This is a genomic window from Actinacidiphila epipremni (assembly GCF_012034175.1).
Lineage (GTDB): Bacteria > Actinomycetota > Actinomycetes > Streptomycetales > Streptomycetaceae > Actinacidiphila > Actinacidiphila epipremni.
In genome coordinates, this window is the sequence record NZ_JAATEJ010000012.1 from 145,206 (window position 1) to 160,342 (window position 15,137).

Consider the following 15,137-nt stretch of genomic DNA (forward strand, 5'->3'; position numbering starts at 1 on the left):
CACGGCCGGTGGCCGCAACCCGCCCCGGCAACGCCGAGGGGGTGGGCCCGCCCCGCCGGGCAGGCCCACCCCCTCGTGCCGCGGCTGGCTACGGGCGCAGCCGGACGACCTGCGGGTCGTGGTCGCTGGTCTGCGCGGAGAACTCCGCGTTGATGTGGACGACGTCGTAGGCGACGCGGTTGTCCAGGTTGGGGGAGACCAGAATGTGGTCGAGGACCTGGGAGTTGCCCTCGTAGACGTAGGAGTAGCGCTCCTTGACCGGGAGCGTGTTGACCAGGTCGGTCAGGGCGGAGCCGTTGCCGGTCAGGCTCTGGACGGCCGGCGAGAACTGGTAGTCGTTCAGGTCGCCCAGGACGACCACGTCCGCCTTCTTGTCGGCGGTCTCCAGCTGCTGCACGAAGTCGTGCTCCAGGATCGCCTGCCGCACCCGCTGCACCTCCGAGCTGCGCACCGGCGGCTGGAAGCGGGAGTCGATGCCCTGGTCGCCGCCCTTGCTGTCGAAGTGGTTGGCGATGACGAACAGCTTCTTGCCGCGGAAGGTGAACTGGCCCACCAGCGGCTTGCGGCTGGTGTTCCACGCCTGGTCGTTCGGGGCGATACGGCCCGGCGAGGCGGTCAGCGACGTCGCGTCGCCGGTGCCCTTGATGCCGACCGCGGTGGTCGAGTCGCCGCCGGCGATGTCGGTGAAGCCGACCCGCTGGGCGTTGAACAGGAACACCTGGCGGATGTTGCCGCCGGGCTCGCCGCCGTCCTTGTCGTTGACCGGGTCGATCTCCCGCCACTGGTAGCGCGGGCCGCCGGCCGCCACGATCGCGTCCGTCAGCTTGGTGAGCGTCTGGTCCGCGGCCACCGTGCCGTCGTCGGTGGCGCCGTTGTTGTCCTGGATCTCCTCCAGGGCGACGATGTCGGGCGCCCGCAGGTTGTGCACCAGCCCCTGCGCGAGCGCGTCGAACTTCGACTGGGGGTTGCCCGGCGCCAGGTTCTCCACGTTGTAGGTGGCCACGGTCACCTGGTCGCCGGCCGCCTTCGCCGTGACCTCGGGCTTGAGGCCGCCGCTCTTGACGGTGCCGATCTGCCGGGCCTGGACGGCGTACGTACCGGCGAACTGGTTGTAGTCCAGCGGCCCGGTGGTCGTGCCGCGCAAGGTGTCGCCGACGTTGGCGACCGGGAAGGGCGAGGTCGCGGTCGGGATGAGCGACTGGACCATCAGCCGGCCGGAGTTGGGCTGGTCGTAGCCGGTGTAGAGGGTGCCGCCGCTCTTGGTCGGATTCTGCTTGGGCTTGACGGTGACCCACAGCTCGCCGTACGTGTCGGTCGCGCCGACCACCCGGGTGTCCTTGACCTGGACGTTCATGCCCTCCAGCGAGGCGTACAGGTCGAGGGCGTACTCGGTCGGCCGCAGCGGCAGGTCCTCGATGCTGCCGCCGCCCGCGCTCGGCGCGAACGCGCCCGGCACGTCCTTGTCGTCGAGCACGACGGGGGCGGGCAGCGCGTTGCCGGCCGAGAGCTTGGTCACGACCGGCTTGGTGATCTCGGTGACCGCCTGGACACCGGTGTCGGCGCCGCCCGGGTAGTACTGCGAGACCGTGCCGGCGACCGAGACGCCGTCGCCGACCGCGACGGTCGGGCTGGAGCTGGTGTAGACGAAAATGCCCTCGCTGGTGCGGGGGTTGGCGTCCGGCGTCGGGTCCTGCATCCAGAAGCCGCGCGAGGAGCCGTAGTCGCGCACGCCCGTGACGACGCCGGTGACGTCCTTGACGGCCTTGCCGGCGAGCGGGGAGTTGCGGGTGTCGCCCTGGATGTCGTGGATCCGCGCCGACACACCGCTGACCGGCGGGGTCGTCGGGGGCGTGGTGGGCGGGGTGGTGGGCGGCTGGGTCGGGCCCGAGCCGCCGGAATTCTGCGGGGTCGGGTCGCCGGCGGTGAAGTCCGCCGCGTTGTCGTCGGTGTCGGCGAGCGAGCTCGCGCGGGCCACGGAGGCGGAGTTGCTCGCGCCGGCCGCGGCGCCGCCGCCCTCGTGCACCAGCGCGGTGCCGAAGCCGACCAGGTCCTTGACCCGCGGGTCGGCGGCGCAGTCCGCGGCCGTCAGGCAGGTGAGCGGGTCGGCACCGGTGACCAGGGCGACCGTGCCGCTGGTGCCGGACATGTTGATCGCGCCGGTGGCGTCGGGCGCGGGCAGCGGGGTGCTGCCGCCGGTGCCCGCGGCCTCCTGGACCAGGTAGCGCGCGCCGCCGGCGAGCGAGCCGGTCAGCGGGGTGGCCTGCCACTTGGAGGACGCGGTGGGCGCGCCGGGCAGGTACTGCACGCTGTAGGCGCCCAGGTCCACCGGCGCGGCACCGGCGTTGGCCAGCTCCACGAAGTCGTTGGTGTACGTGGCCCCGGAGTTGCCGCCGCCGCCGTACACCTCGGAGATGAGGGCGTCGGCGGACGGCGCGGCGAAGGCGGCGTGCACGCCCACCATCCCGGCCAGCACCATGGCGCCGGCTATGCCGATCGGCAGGAACCGCTTGCGGAGCCCGGCGGGCGGCTGCGCGGCGGGGCGTGGTGGGGCGTCCGTGGCCTCAGAGGGGTGCGACACCGGAGGGTTTCTCCTTCGTGCGGGGCAGATGGCGGTGACGGCGCGTCACCCCGCATGGGGCGGCGCACGATCGGGCCTCAAGATACGCGCGTAGACCGGCCCGTGAAGGGGCTTTCCGGTGAATTCTGGGTGCCGCGGGCGACGGCTGCGGCTTATGCTCCGATACATCCCGATCGTGCAGGTGACATGCAGTCACGTACGGCCCTGGGGTACGGGGGTGTACGCAACGGGGTGCGCGGGTGCGGCGGCGGGCGTACGGCGGGCGTACGAGGGGTGTACCGGGGGCGTACGGCGGCGGCTCAGTGGCCCGCGGCGGCGGCCTCCGCGCGGGCGGCGTCGCGTATGCCGGTCACGACCATGTCCACCCCGCGGTCGAAGTACAACTCCGGGTCCGAGCACGCCGCGAGGGTGTCCGCGGCGGCGACGATGTGCGGATAGCGGCGCGGCGACAGCGCGAGCAGCGTCGCGCGCTTGGCGCGCACCTCGTCCTCGCGCGCCTCCGGGTCGGGGCCGGGCAGCGGCACGGGCGCCGCGAGGGCGAGCGCGACCAGCGAGCCCAGGATCTGGCTCGCGCACTCGGCGCTGCGCTCGGCCGACATACCGCCCTGCGCCATCAGCTCCAGCGACCGCTCGGTGACGGCCAGGCCCGGCTCGGTGGTGACCATGCCCTGGAAGACCAGCAGCGCGGCGTTCGGGTGCGGGCGCAGCGCGTCGACGAAGTTGCCGAGCAGGTCGCGCAGTTGCTCGTACCAGGGCCGGTCGTCCGGCGCGGGCAGCACGGTGCCGGCCAGCAGCCGCTCGGCGATCGCGAGCAGCAGCCCGTCCTTGTCCTCGAAGTGCCGGTAGAGGGCCATCGGGGTGACGCCGTGCAGCTGCGCGACCCGGCGGACGGTGACCGCGTCCAGCCCCTCGGCGTCCGCGACGGCCAGTGCGGTGGTGACCAGGTCGTCGCGGTTCAAACGCTTCTGCGCCGCCATCTGCGCCCACCTTCTCCCTGTCCGCCGCCGCCCCCACCGGGGTCTACAGCGTACACAGGCGGCGGAGGTTTACATCGTAAGCTCTGCCTGTATGGTTGCGCTGTAAGCATACGCTGTAAACACCGTTGAGGTTGCTATGCGACGCAGTCCCTGGGCCACGCTCACCGTGCTGGCCCTCGCCCAGTTCATCGTGGTGCTCGACGTGACGATCGTGAACGTCGCGCTGCCCCACATCCAGACCGACCTCGGCTTCACCCCCGACGGCCTGCAATGGGTCATCAGCGCCTACACCCTGGTCTTCGGCGGCTTCCTGCTGCTCGGCGGGCGGGCCGCCGACCTGCTCGGGCCGCGCCGCGTCTTCGTCGCCGGCCTGGTGCTGTTCGGCGTGACCTCGCTCGCCGGGGGCCTGGCCGGCTCACCCGGGCTGCTGATCGCCGCCCGTACCGTGCAGGGCCTCGGCGGCGCCCTGCTCTCGCCCGCCGCGCTCGGCATCCTCACCGTGACCTTCCCGCGCGGCCGCGAGCGCAACATCGCCATGAGCGTGTGGGGCGGCCTGGCCGGCCTCGGCGGCACCCTCGGCGTCGTCGCCGGCGGCTTCCTCGTGGACTCGCTGAGCTGGCGCTGGGTCTTCATCGTCAACGTGCCGATCGTCGTCGCGCTGGTCGCCGTCACCCCGCTGCTCGTCCCGCACATCAAGCCGCACGCGGGCAACCGCTCCTTCGACCTGCTGGGCGCGCTGCTGGCCACCGGCGGGCTGCTCGCCGTCGTCTACGCGGTCGTGCGCGCCGAACCGCTCGGCTGGTCCTCCGCCGAGGTCGTCGGCTGCCTGGCCGGCGGGGTGCTGCTGCTCGTCGCCTTCGTCCTCGTCGAGACCCGCACCGACGCGCCGCTGGTGCCGATGCGGCTGCTGCGCTCGCGCGCCCTGAGCAGCTCGGGCGGCGCCATCGCGCTGACCGGCGCGGGCTTCCTGTCGATGTTCTACCTGACCGCGATCTTCCTGCAGCAGGTGCGCGGCGACAGCGCGCTGCGGGCCGGCGTGGAATTCCTGCCGATGGGCGGCGCGGCCATCGCCTCCGCGGTGCTCGCCACCCCGCTCATCCACCGCTTCGGCACCCGCCCGGTGCAGACCGCCGGCACCCTGCTCGGCGCCGCGGGGCTGCTGCTGCTCTCCCGGGCCGACGCCACCGGCGCGTACGCGAGCCAGATCCTGCCCGGCACGGTGCTGTTCGGCATCGGCATCATCGCGGTGTCCGTGCCGGCGCAGATCGCCGCCGTCGTCGAGGTCAAGGACACCGACGCGGGCGCCGCCTCCGGGGTCTTCACCGCCTTCCAGCAGGTCGGCGGCGCGGTCGGCCTTGCCGTCGTCACCACGCTCGCCACCTCCCGCACCACCCACGCCCTGACCACCGGCGCCACGCAGTCCGACGCCCTGGTCGCCGGCTTCCACCGCGGCCTGCTGATCGCGGCGGCCTTCTGCGCCGGCACCTTCCTGGTCACCCTCTTCTTCTCCCCGCGGCTCGCCCCGACCGCCGACCAGATCGCCGGCGCGGCGGCAGCGGCGTAACACCCGAAGGAGCCGGGCCCGCCTCGACGGGCCCGGCTCCCGGGTGGGTTGCGGCGGACGTGCTACGACGCGGTGCACACCGGGACGGGCAGCGGTGAGCCGGGGGCGCCGTTGGCGGTGAAGCCGAAGGAGACCGAGGCGCCCGGCGAAACGGCGCCGTTGTAGGGGGCGTTGGTGACCGTCACCGACGAACCGCTCTGTGAGAGCGTGCCGTTCCACAGGCTGGTGATGGTCGCGCCCGGCTGCGACCACGTGACCTTCCAGCCGCCGAGCGCGGACGTACCCGGGTTGGCGACGGCGACATCCGCCTGGAAGCCGCCGGACCAGGAGTTGGTCACCGTCAGCGTCGCCGTGCAGCCGCTCGCGGGCGGCGTGGTCGGCGGCGGGGTGGTGGGCGGCGGCGTCGTCGGGGGCGGGGTCGTGGGCGGGGGAGTGGTCGGCGGCGGCGTCGTCGGCGGGGGAGTGGTCGGCGGCGGGCTGGTCGGCGGGGTCGTGCCGCCGTACGTCAGGCCGTAACCGTACGCGAACAGCGGCGTCTTGCCGTCACCGTCGTTGATCGGCTCCTGCGACACGCTCTGCATCCACGACACCGGCAGCTTGCCCGTCGGCGCGTAGTCCCCGAAGAGCACGTCCGAGACGCCGTTGCCCTCGGTGCCGGGCAGCCAGGCCGCCAGCAGCGCCTTCCAGTCCGGGAGTTGGGCGGCGATGTCCAGCGGGCGGCCGGACACCAGCACCGTCACGACCGGCACACCGCTCGCCTTGAGCTTGGCCAGCACGCCCAGGTCCGTCTGGTCCAGGCCCATCGACCCGGTCCGGTCGCCCTGGCCCTCCGCGTACGGCGTCTCGCCGATCACCGCGACGGCGACGTCGTACGACGAGCTGATCCCGTCGCCGGTCTTGCTGTACGTCACCTGCGAGGAGTTGGCCACCGCGGACCTGATGCCCTGCAGGATCGACGTGCCCGGCGTGGTGTTGCCGCTCGCGCCCTGCCAGCTGATCGTCCAGCCGCCGCTCTGGTTGCCGATGTCGTCGGCCGACTTGCCGGCCACGAAGATCTTCGCCGACTTCGACAGCGGCAGCACATTGCCGTCGTTCTTCAGCAGCACCTGCGACTCGCGCACCGCCTGCCGGGCGATCGCCCGGTGGTCGGCGGAGCCCACCGTGGCGGTGTACGAGCGGTCGGTCAGCGGGTGCTCGAACAGCCCGAGCTGGAACTTCTTGGTCAGGATGCGGCGGTTGGCGTCGTCGATCCTGGCCGTGGTGACCGTGCCGCTGCTCACGTCGCTCTTCAGGTCGGCGATGAAGGACTTGTAGTCCGTCGGCACCATCACCATGTCGATACCGGCGTTGACCGCCGTCGCGACCTCCGCCGCGGTGAAGCCCTGCCGCCCGTCGATCTGGTCGATGCCCGCCCAGTCCGACACCACGAAGCCGGAGAAGCCGAGTTCGCCCTTGAGCAGGTCGGTGAGGAGGTAGTGGTTGGAGTGGTCCTTGACGCCGTTCCAGCTGCTGTACGACACCATGACCGCGCCGACCCCGCGGTCCACGGCCGCCTTGAAGGGGGGCAGGTGGATCGCCCGCAGGTCCGCCTCCGACAGCGTGGCGTTGCCCTCGTTGACACCGCCGTCCGTGCCGCCGTCGCCGATGTAGTGCTTGGCGGTGGCCAGCACCGATGCCGGGCCGCCGAGCGTCTCGCCCTGGAGGCCGGTGATCTCGGTGGTCATCTGCGTGGGCAGGTCGGGCGTCTCGCCGAACGACTCGTACGTACGGCCCCAGCGGTCGTTGCGCGCCACGCACAGGCAGGGCGCGAAGTCCCAGTCGATGCCGGTGCCCGACACCTCCTCGGCGGTCGCCCGGCCGATCTTCTGCACCAGCGCCGGGTCGCGCGTCGCGCCGAGGCCGATGTCGTGCGGGAAGATCGTGGCGCCGTAGACGTTGTTGTCGCCGTGCACCGCGTCGATGCCGTAGACCATCGGGATGGCCAGCGGCGTACTGAGCGCGGTGCGCTGGAAGTTGTCGTACATGTCGGCCCAGGAGCCGGCGTTGTTGGGGCTCGGCGCCGAGCCGCCGCCGGACAGGACCGAGCCGATCCGGTACGTGGCCAGGTCGTTGGGGGCGGAGGTCAGCGCGGTCCTGTCGACCTGCGTCATCTGCCCGATCTTCTCGTCGAGCGACATGCGCGAGAGCAGGTCGTCGACGCGCTGCGCGACCGGCAGCGAGGGGTCCTGGTACGGCAGCCCGGCCGCCTGGGCGCCGGGCTGCGAGGTCGCGGCGGTCGCGTGGACCGCCGCGTTCGTGAGGGAGAGCATCGCGAGGACGGCGCCTAGGGCGACGCCCGCTCTGCGGTACGTACGTCTGGACATGACGACTCCGGGTGGGGGGAGGCCGTGGGGGGCCCTGGAGTATGGGAGCGCTCCCATAGATGAGGCCAGCGCGCACGATCCGCTGTCAAGGGCGCGTACGGGTCTGGCGCGCCGGGTTTCTGCTCAGGCGCTCGTCGGTCGCTTTGTCGGTCGTCCCTCAGCCGCTCTTCAGCCGCTCTTCGGCTGCCCTTCAGTGGCCCTCGGCCTGGCGGATCCGCCGGTCGGCGTCGGCGGGTGCGAGCTGCGCGTCCTGGAACTGCCGGGTCGTCGGCAGGTTCAGGTGCAGCTCGGAGGCGGTGCTGATCTCGGCGGTGCCGTGCGCGAGGCGGAAGTCCAGCGCGTGGCCGCCGCGGCGCCGCTCGTCGTCGAGGAAGTGCAGGTGGTAGCCGGCGACCGAGACGCCCTGCTCGAAGGCGGGGGTGCGAAAGCCCGCGAGCGTGCCGGCGGCGTCGCGGACCACGCTCTCCCGCTGCCCGGCCGTCGCCTCGTTCAGCGGCGGGTAGGGCGGTTGCTGCTCGCGTACGGTCCGGGTGTGCACGGCCTCGAAGGTGCCCGTGACGCGGACGGCGTGGATGAGGTTGGCGCTGCCCGCGATGGCCTCGTCGAGCTGCCGTAGCAGGTCGCGGCGGTCGCAGGGTGCGGTGAGCGGCACCCGGAGGTCGGGTGCGAAGCGGGTGACGGCGGCGAAGGGCGTCCGCTCGTCGCCGGCCGCGAGGGCGACGCTGCCGTCGGCGTGCAGGTGGTGGCAGGTGCCGTCGAGGACCAGCATCTCGCCGTCGAGCCGGTTGAAGGTGCCGAGGCCGAAGTCGCCGTGCTCCAGCAGTTCGGCGACGGTGACGTCGCCGTCGTAGACGCCGTCGAGCAGGGCGCCCATCGTGGAGGTCTGGTACACCTCGCCGGTTGGGGTGGGCGCGCCGGGCGCGGGGGTGTCGTCGGGGGTGGGGGTCATGGTCGGCCGCTCCCTCCTGTGGGGTGCGGGGCTCTTCTGGGCTTTACGGGCTTTACGGGCCTGGGGCTCGCTCGCCGTGCCTGCTGTCGAGTGTGCGCGCGGGCGGGGCGGGGCGGCGAATCCCCTGGCCCGGGCCGGTGGGGCGGGGCGGGAAAACCTGTCCGCCCGTTTTCCGCCTTTCGGGCGTAGCCTGAAGGGACTGTGCCCGGCTGCGGGGAGGTCCGCGTGTTCAACATCCTCGAAGGTTTGTTCGCGCCCTCGCGTAAGCACACCGACGACGAGCGCAACCGCCTGGAGCTCTTCCGCGAGGAGGAGGGCAACGGCGATCCGGCCCGCGGGCCGATAGACCTCTCGTCGGGGAAGGTCGTGATGCGCGCGACCCCGCGTACGTCGCCCGAGGCGACGGGCGCCTGAGCTTATCTCGCACGGCCGGGTACGCCGGGTAGGTATCCGGCCGGCCGCTGCGGTGTTTCTACGGCCTGCTCAGCCGGCGCGGAGGTGCGCCGGCCGCCCCGGGGTGTCCGCCCGGCGCCGCAGCACCGCGCCGGACAGCGGCCACCGCCGCAGCTGCTCCTCGGTGAGGCCGCGGGAGGCCGTGGTGACGTACATGGTGCGCAGGTCTGGGCCGCCGAAGGCGATGCTCGTCGGGCGCGGCGCGGGCACGTCGAGCCGCTCGCGCACCGAGCCGTCCGGCGCGAAGCGCGTGAGGTGGGCGCCGTCCCAGAAGGCGCACCACACGTCGCCGGCCGCGTCCACCCGCAGCCCGTCGGGCATGCCGTCCAGGGCCGAGGTGTCGGCGAAGACCTCGCGCTCGCCGAGGGTGCCCGAGGCCGCGTCGAAGGGGTAGCGGTGGATGCGGTCGGCGAGGGTGTCCACGAGGTACATGTGCCGGCCGTCCGGCGACCAGTCGATGCCGTTGGGGCACGCGAAGCCCTCGTCGGCGGTCGCGTACGTGCCGTCGCCGCGCAGCGCGTAGAGCCGCCCGCGCGGGCGGTGCGCGTCGTCGTCCAGCGAGCCGCTCCAGAAGCGCCCGGCCGGGTCGACGGCGCCGTCGTTGAAGCGGTACGACGGCCGGGCGGCCTCCGGGTCGGCCAGGGGCCGCGCTGCCCCGGTGCGCAGGTCCACCAGGTGCCAGCCGCCGCGCATCCCGGCGACCAGCACGTCCGGCTCCGCGGTGAGCCCCAGGCACCCGACCTCCGCCCCGACCGCCACCACCCGGGCCCGGGCCCGGGTCCCGTCCTCGGCCCGGCGCCATATTTCGCCGGCGGGGATGTCGACCCAGTGCAGCGTCGCCGTCCGGGCGTCCCACAGCGGGCCTTCGCCGAGCTGGTGGCGCCCGGGCGAGAAGACGTCGAACACGGCGCGGCTCTCCTCTGCCGGGGGCGGTCGCGTCCACCCCGTACGGGTGGAGTCTGCCGTACGGGGTGGGGCGGGGGCGCGGGGGCGCCGGTTGGGGCGCGGGCTGGCGTGCTGACCTGGGCGCGGGCCCGGGCGCGGGTCGGGTTGCCGGCGAGGGCGCCGGCCGGGGCGTCGGGTGGTGGGGTCAGGCGATGGTGGTGGCGCCGCCCAGCGGGAGGGCCACCTCGAAGCGGCAGCCGCCGGGGACGTTGCGGACCTCGGCGCGGCCCGCGTGCGCCTCGACGATGCCGCGGACGATCGCCAGCCCCAGCCCGGCGCCGGAGGGCGGGGTGCGGGCCTGGCTGCCGCGCCACCCGGTGTCGAAGACACGCGGCAGGTCCTGCTCCGGTATGCCGCCGCACGCGTCGGTCACCGCCAGCAGGGCCGTGTCGTCGCGGCAGCTCACCGAGACCGCGACCGTACCGTCCGGCGGGGTGTGGCGGATGGCGTTGCTCAGCAGATTGGTGAGCACCCGGGCCATCTCCTTGCCGTCGACCTCGACGGGCACATGCGCGATGCCGTTGCCCACCAGGCGCACCCCGCGCTCGCGGGCGAGCGGGTCGGCGCCGAGCATCGCGTCCGCGGCGAGGTCGCGCAGCGAGACCCGGCTCGGGGACAGCGCGAGGGCGCCGGCGTGGATGCGGGACAGCTCGAAGAGGTCGCCGACCATGCCGTTGAGCCGCTCGACCTCGGTACGGATCCGCCGGTGGTAGCGGCCGGGGTCGTCGGCCACGCCGTCCTCCAGCGCCTCGGCCATGGCCCGCAGGCCGGCCAGCGGGGTGCGCAGGTCGTGCGAGATCCAGGCGACCAGCTCCCGGCGTGAGGTCTCCAAGGTGCGCTCGCGCTCCCGCGAGGCGGCGAGCCGGTCGCTGGTGGCGGCCAACTCGCGTGTGAGGTCGGCGAGTTCGGCGGTCGCCGCGACGGGCGGCGGGGCGAAGCTGCCGCCGTCCCCGAAGGCGCGGGCCGCGAGCGCGAGGGCGCGGCTGCGGGCGACCACCCAGCGGCCCATGACCAGCGCGGTCGCGAGCGAAACGACCGCGGCGATGGCCGCGACGAGCGTGACGACCCGCAGGTCGTGCGGCGACAGGAACATCGCCCACGCCACCGTGAGGGTCCCGCCGAGCATCGCGGTGACGGCGACCCCCGCGACGACCGCGAGCGACACGGCGACGGAACGGTGCCGCAACAGCCACAACGCCCCGGCCCCGACCACCCCGGCACACCCGGCTCCCCCGAGCGCGAGCAACGCGATGACAATTAGCCCCCTCACGCGATCCCCCCGGGGGCCGCGGCGCCGCCCGCGAGGCGGCCGGGAACGCCCTCGGGGCTTGCAAACTCGCCCCCGGGGTTTGCGCTGGCGCCTTCCGGCCGCCCACCGCCGGGTGAGGTACCGTCCGCCCCGTGGCTCGGGCCCCTCTCGGTGCCTGGGGCGGGGCCTTCCGGCCGCCCACCGCCGGGCGGGGTGCCGTCCGCCCCGTGGCTCGGGCCCCTCTCGGTGCCTGGGGCGGGGCCTTCCGGCCGCCCACCGCCGGGTGAGGTGCCGTCCGCCCCGTGGCTCGGGCCCCTCTCGGTGCCTGGGGCGGGGCCTTCCGGCCGCCCACCGCCGGGTGAGGTGCCGTCCGCCCCGTGGCTCGGGCCCCCCTCGGAGCCTGGGGCGGGGCCTTCCGGCAGCCCACCGCCGGGCGTTGCGGTGCCGTCCGCGGGGCGGCCGGTGCCGCCTCCCGGCCCTGCAGCGCCGTCTTCGCGTCGGCCGGGGCTGTCAGCCGGTCGGCCGCGGTCGCCCTCAGGCCGCCCGCCGCCCGGCGGTGCGGGTGCGGCCGGCGGCGCGGTGGGGGTGGGTGCGGCGGGCGCGTCCGACGCGACCGGGGCGGCGGCGTGGGCGTCCCGCTCCACGTCGCCCGGGTCGAAGCGGTAGCCGACGCCCCACACCGTACGGATCAGCCGCGGCGCGGCCGGGTCGTCCTCGATCTTCGAGCGCAGCCGGCGGACGTGCACGGTCACGGTCGACAGGTCGCCGAACTCCCAGCCCCACACCGCCCGCATCAGCTCCTCGCGGCTGTGCGCGCGGCCGGGGTGGGCCAGGAACCAGGCGAGCAGCTCGAACTCCCGCAGGGTGAGCGTCAGCTCCCGCCCGCCCTTGGCCGCCTGCCGGGCCCCCGTGTCCAGGACGAGCCCCGCCGCCCGCAGCACCTTGGCCGGGCCGGCCGCCGCCGCGTTCCCGGCGCGGCTGCGGCGCAGCACGGAGTCCACCCGCAGCGTCAGCTCCCGCGGGCTGAAGGGCTTGGTGACGTAGTCGTCCGCGCCGACTTCCAGGCCGGTGATCCGGTCCTCCTCCTCACCCCGCGCGCTGAGCATGATCACCGGCAGCGGGAGGCCTGTGGCGCGCAGCCGGCGGCACACCTCCAGCCCGTCGATGCCGGGCAGCATGAGGTCCAGCACCACCAGGTCCACCGCCCCGTCCGCGGCCTGCGCGAGCGCGGAGAAGCCGTCCGCCGCGTGCAGGGCGATGTGGCCGGCCCGGCGCAGGTAGCCGGTGACGACCTCCGCGACGGTCGGGTCGTCCTCGACCACCAGGATCCGGGCGGGCGCTGCTGGCGTACTCATCCTCACAGCGTCGCACCACGCGCCCCCGAACGTCCCGGCCCGCCCCCCGCCGAGCCGACCCCGTCCCCATTCCGTAAGGTCCGTCACACGGTGACGACGGAGAACGTCGCCGGCCCCAGCGCGAGCGCGCCGTCGGTGAGCGGGGTGCAGCGGACCCCGCCCTTGCCGCGCAGGGCGCGCTGCGCGCCCGGGCCGATCACCGCGTCCATCCACGCGCACGGCCGCGCGGGGCGCCGTACGGCCAGCACGACACTGCCGCCCTCGCCCTCCAGCGCCACCGTCTCGCCGACGTGCGCGTCGATGTCGACGCCCCGCAGCAGCACATTGCGCCGGGTCTGCCGCAGGTCCGCGCGGGGGTCGATGTCGTGCGGCAGATTCTCCGCGGCCATGAGCGTGATCGACGCATTGCGGTGCGCGGGCTGGTTGAAATACCGGTCCCCGACGATCCCGAGCCCGCCCCTCACCACGATCCGCCCCACCAACTCCCCCTCACCCCCCGGCACCGGCCCGTCCGCAGGCCGCCCCTCATACCGGTGCACCGGCGACACCAGCAACTGCACGACCTCCACCGCGATCACCCACCCCACGATACGGCGCCGCCTTTCTTCCGCAGCCGCTGCGGCCGGCCGCGTCGATGAGGGATGATCCCGCGGTGAGCGAGGCGAGGGTGCAGGCGGCGCAGGCCGTCGAATCACATGTCCGGGCGTACTTCGAGGGCCATCTCGTGGAGGCCGTCGCCTACGACCCCGGCGAGGCACGGCGCGCGGTGCTGCCCGACCTGCGCGTCCTCGTCGCGGGCCCCGGCCCCCGCAGCGACACCTGGGCCTACGTGACCGCCGGCTGCTGGGCCGCGACGGCGGAGGACGGCCACGGACTGGAGTTCGTCATGACCGCCCACGTCCGCGACCAGCGGTTCATCGACCTCATGGCGATGATCGCCTACTACCACTGCGGCGGGCACCGGCTCGACCTGGAGCACAGCATGCCGATCGGCGAACCATGGGTGCCGGGCTCGACCTGCGACCACCTCCTGATCAGCCTGCCCTACCTCCACGGCCCCGCGCTGGAACACTGCCCCCTCCCAGGCGGCCACGCCCGCATCCTGTGGACCCTCCCCGTGACCTCAACCGAGATCGCCTTCCGCCGGCACCACGGCCACGAGGCCCTGGAACGCCTCTTCGACGCCGCGCACATCATCCCCACCGACCCCTTCCGCCCCTCGGTCATCTGAGACCGACGCGCACTCGGGGGCTGGAGGTCAGCACTCGATGACGTTGACCGCGAGGCCGCCGCGGGCGGTTTCTTTGTATTTGACCTTCATGTCCGCTCCGGTCTGCTTCATCGTCGTGATGACCTTGTCGAGGGAGACATGGTGGCGGCCGTCGCCGCGCATCGCCATCTTCGCCGCGGTCACCGCCTTGACCGCCGCCATGCCGTTGCGCTCGATGCAGGGGATCTGGACGAGGCCGCCGACCGGGTCGCAGGTCAGGCCCAGGTTGTGCTCCATGCCGATCTCCGCGGCGTTCTCGACCTGTTCGGGGGTGCCGCCGAGGATCTCGGCGAGGCCGCCGGCGGCCATGGAGCAGGCGGAGCCGACCTCGCCCTGGCAGCCGACCTCGGCGCCGGAGATCGAGGCGTTCTCCTTGAAGAGCATGCCGATCGCGCCGGCGGCGAGCAGGAAGCGGACGATGCCGTCGTCGTCGGCGCCGGGGACGAAGTTCGTGTAGTAGTGCAGGACGGCCGGGATGATGCCGGCCGCGCCGTTGGTGGGGGCGGTGACGACCCGGCCGCCCGCCGCGTTCTCCTCGTTGACCGCCATCGCGTAGAGGGTGAGCCACTCGGTGGCGTGCGCCGCCGCGTCGCCCTCGGCGCGCAGCTGGCGGGCTGAGACCGCGGCCCTGCGGCGGACCTTGAGGCCGCCGGGCAGGATGCCCTCGCGGGACATGCCGCGCTCCACGCACTCCCGCATCACCTGCCAGATCTCCAGCAGCCCGGCCCGGATCTCCGCCTCGGAGCGCCACGCCTTCTCGTTCTCCAGCATGAGCGCCGAGATCGACAGACCCGTCTCCCGGGCCAGCCGCAGCAACTCGTCGCCGGTGCGGAACGGATGGCGCAGCACCGTGTCGTCCAGCTTGATGCGGTCCGCGCCCACCGCGTCCTCGTCCACGACGAAGCCGCCGCCGACGCTGTAGTACGTCTTCGCCAGCAGCACCGCGCCGTCCGGCCCGTACGCCGTCAGCGTCATGCCGTTGGCGTGGTACGGCAGCGCCCGGCGGCGGTGCAGCACCAGGTCGGCGGCCGGGTCGAAGGGCACCTCGTGCGCGCCCAGCAGCAACAGGCGGCGCGAGCGGTGCACCGCGGCCACCTCGGCGTCGGCCGCCTCGACGTCCACCGTGCGCGGGGAGTGCCCGGCCAGGCCCAGCAGCACCGCCTTGGGGGTGCCGTGGCCGTGCCCGGTCGCGCCCAGCGAGCCGAACAGCTCGGCCTTCACGCCCGCGGTGGCGGTGAGCAGGTCCTCGGTCTTCAGCCGCTGCGCGAACATCCGGGCAGCCCGCATCGGCCCCACGGTGTGGGACGAGGACGGGCCTATGCCGATGGAGAAGAGGTCGAACACGGAGATTGCCATGGGTTCACTGCTCCCGGGTCTCCGCGGACGCCGTTGTCCGCGGGATATTGCTAGGTGGTGCGCGGAGGGCGACCGCGC

General features: G+C 73.9%; 11 protein-coding genes and 1 pseudogene. 3 read left to right on the top strand and 9 right to left on the bottom strand.

Annotated features, from left to right (window positions below):
* Nucleotides 1–88 precede the first annotated feature (88 nt).
* Together HCN08_RS17095 and HCN08_RS17100 are read right to left on the bottom strand one after the other, a co-directional pair.
* Nucleotides 89–2,500, bottom strand: coding sequence for an endonuclease/exonuclease/phosphatase family protein (locus tag HCN08_RS17095; RefSeq protein WP_407648822.1), 2,412 nt, complete (start codon nucleotides 2,498–2,500; stop codon nucleotides 89–91).
* A gap of 377 nt (nucleotides 2,501–2,877) precedes the next feature.
* A complete protein-coding gene (locus tag HCN08_RS17100; protein WP_167983957.1) occupies nucleotides 2,878–3,555 on the bottom strand; it encodes a TetR/AcrR family transcriptional regulator in 678 nt (225 codons plus the stop codon).
* Nucleotides 3,556–3,691: 136 nt separating this feature from the next.
* Between HCN08_RS17100 and HCN08_RS17105 the strand changes: the two genes are divergently transcribed.
* A complete protein-coding gene (locus HCN08_RS17105) occupies nucleotides 3,692–5,119 on the top strand; it encodes an MFS transporter (protein WP_167983958.1) in 1,428 nt (475 codons plus the stop codon).
* Between the two features lie 62 nt (nucleotides 5,120–5,181).
* On the opposite strand, the gene HCN08_RS17110 is transcribed toward HCN08_RS17105, so the two are convergent.
* Both HCN08_RS17110 and budA read right to left on the bottom strand, forming a co-directional pair.
* Nucleotides 5,182–7,482, bottom strand: coding sequence for a glycoside hydrolase family 3 N-terminal domain-containing protein (locus HCN08_RS17110; RefSeq protein ID WP_206318873.1), 2,301 nt, complete (start codon nucleotides 7,480–7,482; stop codon nucleotides 5,182–5,184).
* Nucleotides 7,483–7,672: 190 nt separating this feature from the next.
* The gene (gene budA / locus HCN08_RS17115) at nucleotides 7,673–8,431 is read right to left on the bottom strand and encodes an acetolactate decarboxylase (protein ID WP_167983959.1); all 759 of its coding nucleotides are present in this window, start codon (nucleotides 8,429–8,431) and stop codon (nucleotides 7,673–7,675) included.
* A 225-nt stretch (nucleotides 8,432–8,656) separates the two neighbouring features.
* On the opposite strand from budA, the gene HCN08_RS17120 reads away from it, so the two are divergent.
* A complete protein-coding gene (locus HCN08_RS17120; RefSeq protein ID WP_167983960.1) occupies nucleotides 8,657–8,845 on the top strand; it encodes a DUF6191 domain-containing protein in 189 nt (62 codons plus the stop codon).
* Between the two features lie 69 nt (nucleotides 8,846–8,914).
* Here HCN08_RS17120 and HCN08_RS17125 read toward each other — a convergent pair whose 3' ends face one another.
* From HCN08_RS17125 to HCN08_RS17140, 4 genes and pseudogenes are all read right to left on the bottom strand, one after another.
* Nucleotides 8,915–9,790 carry an SMP-30/gluconolactonase/LRE family protein gene (locus tag HCN08_RS17125; protein ID WP_167983961.1) on the bottom strand — a complete coding sequence of 292 codons (876 nt, stop codon included), beginning with the start codon at nucleotides 9,788–9,790 and terminating at the stop codon, nucleotides 8,915–8,917.
* Between the two features lie 184 nt (nucleotides 9,791–9,974).
* Entirely contained in the window at nucleotides 9,975–11,015 is a 1,041-nt protein-coding gene (locus tag HCN08_RS17130; protein WP_240970147.1) for a sensor histidine kinase, read from the bottom strand.
* Nucleotides 11,016–11,716: 701 nt separating this feature from the next.
* A pseudogene (locus tag HCN08_RS34800) lies at nucleotides 11,717–12,433 on the bottom strand (response regulator transcription factor); the annotation flags it as partial.
* 83 nt (nucleotides 12,434–12,516) lie between these two features.
* On the bottom strand, nucleotides 12,517–13,011 hold the full coding sequence (locus tag HCN08_RS17140) for a molybdenum cofactor biosysynthesis protein (RefSeq protein WP_167983964.1): 495 nt from the start codon (nucleotides 13,009–13,011) through the stop codon (nucleotides 12,517–12,519).
* Between the two features lie 74 nt (nucleotides 13,012–13,085).
* Here HCN08_RS17140 and HCN08_RS17145 point away from each other — a divergent pair, with 74 nt between their 5' ends.
* Nucleotides 13,086–13,664, top strand: coding sequence for a suppressor of fused domain protein (locus HCN08_RS17145; protein ID WP_167983965.1), 579 nt, complete (start codon nucleotides 13,086–13,088; stop codon nucleotides 13,662–13,664).
* A gap of 27 nt (nucleotides 13,665–13,691) precedes the next feature.
* Here the strand turns inward: HCN08_RS17145 and HCN08_RS17150 are convergent, their stop codons facing one another.
* Entirely contained in the window at nucleotides 13,692–15,059 is a 1,368-nt protein-coding gene (locus HCN08_RS17150; protein ID WP_167983966.1) for an L-serine ammonia-lyase, read from the bottom strand.
* Nucleotides 15,060–15,137 lie beyond the last annotated feature (78 nt).

Bases quoted from the DNA above. Each gene is read 5' to 3' on its own strand.
- HCN08_RS17110 (WP_206318873.1), bottom strand. From the start codon at position 7,482: ATGTCCAGACGTACGTACCGCAGAGCGGGCGTCGCCCTAGGCGCCGTC.
- budA (WP_167983959.1), bottom strand. From the start codon at position 8,431: ATGACCCCCACCCCCGACGACACCCCCGCGCCCGGCGCGCCCACCCCA.
- HCN08_RS17105 (WP_167983958.1), top strand. From the start codon at position 3,692: ATGCGACGCAGTCCCTGGGCCACGCTCACCGTGCTGGCCCTCGCCCAG.
- HCN08_RS17150 (WP_167983966.1), bottom strand. From the start codon at position 15,059: ATGGCAATCTCCGTGTTCGACCTCTTCTCCATCGGCATAGGCCCGTCC.
- HCN08_RS17100 (WP_167983957.1), bottom strand. From the start codon at position 3,555: ATGGCGGCGCAGAAGCGTTTGAACCGCGACGACCTGGTCACCACCGCA.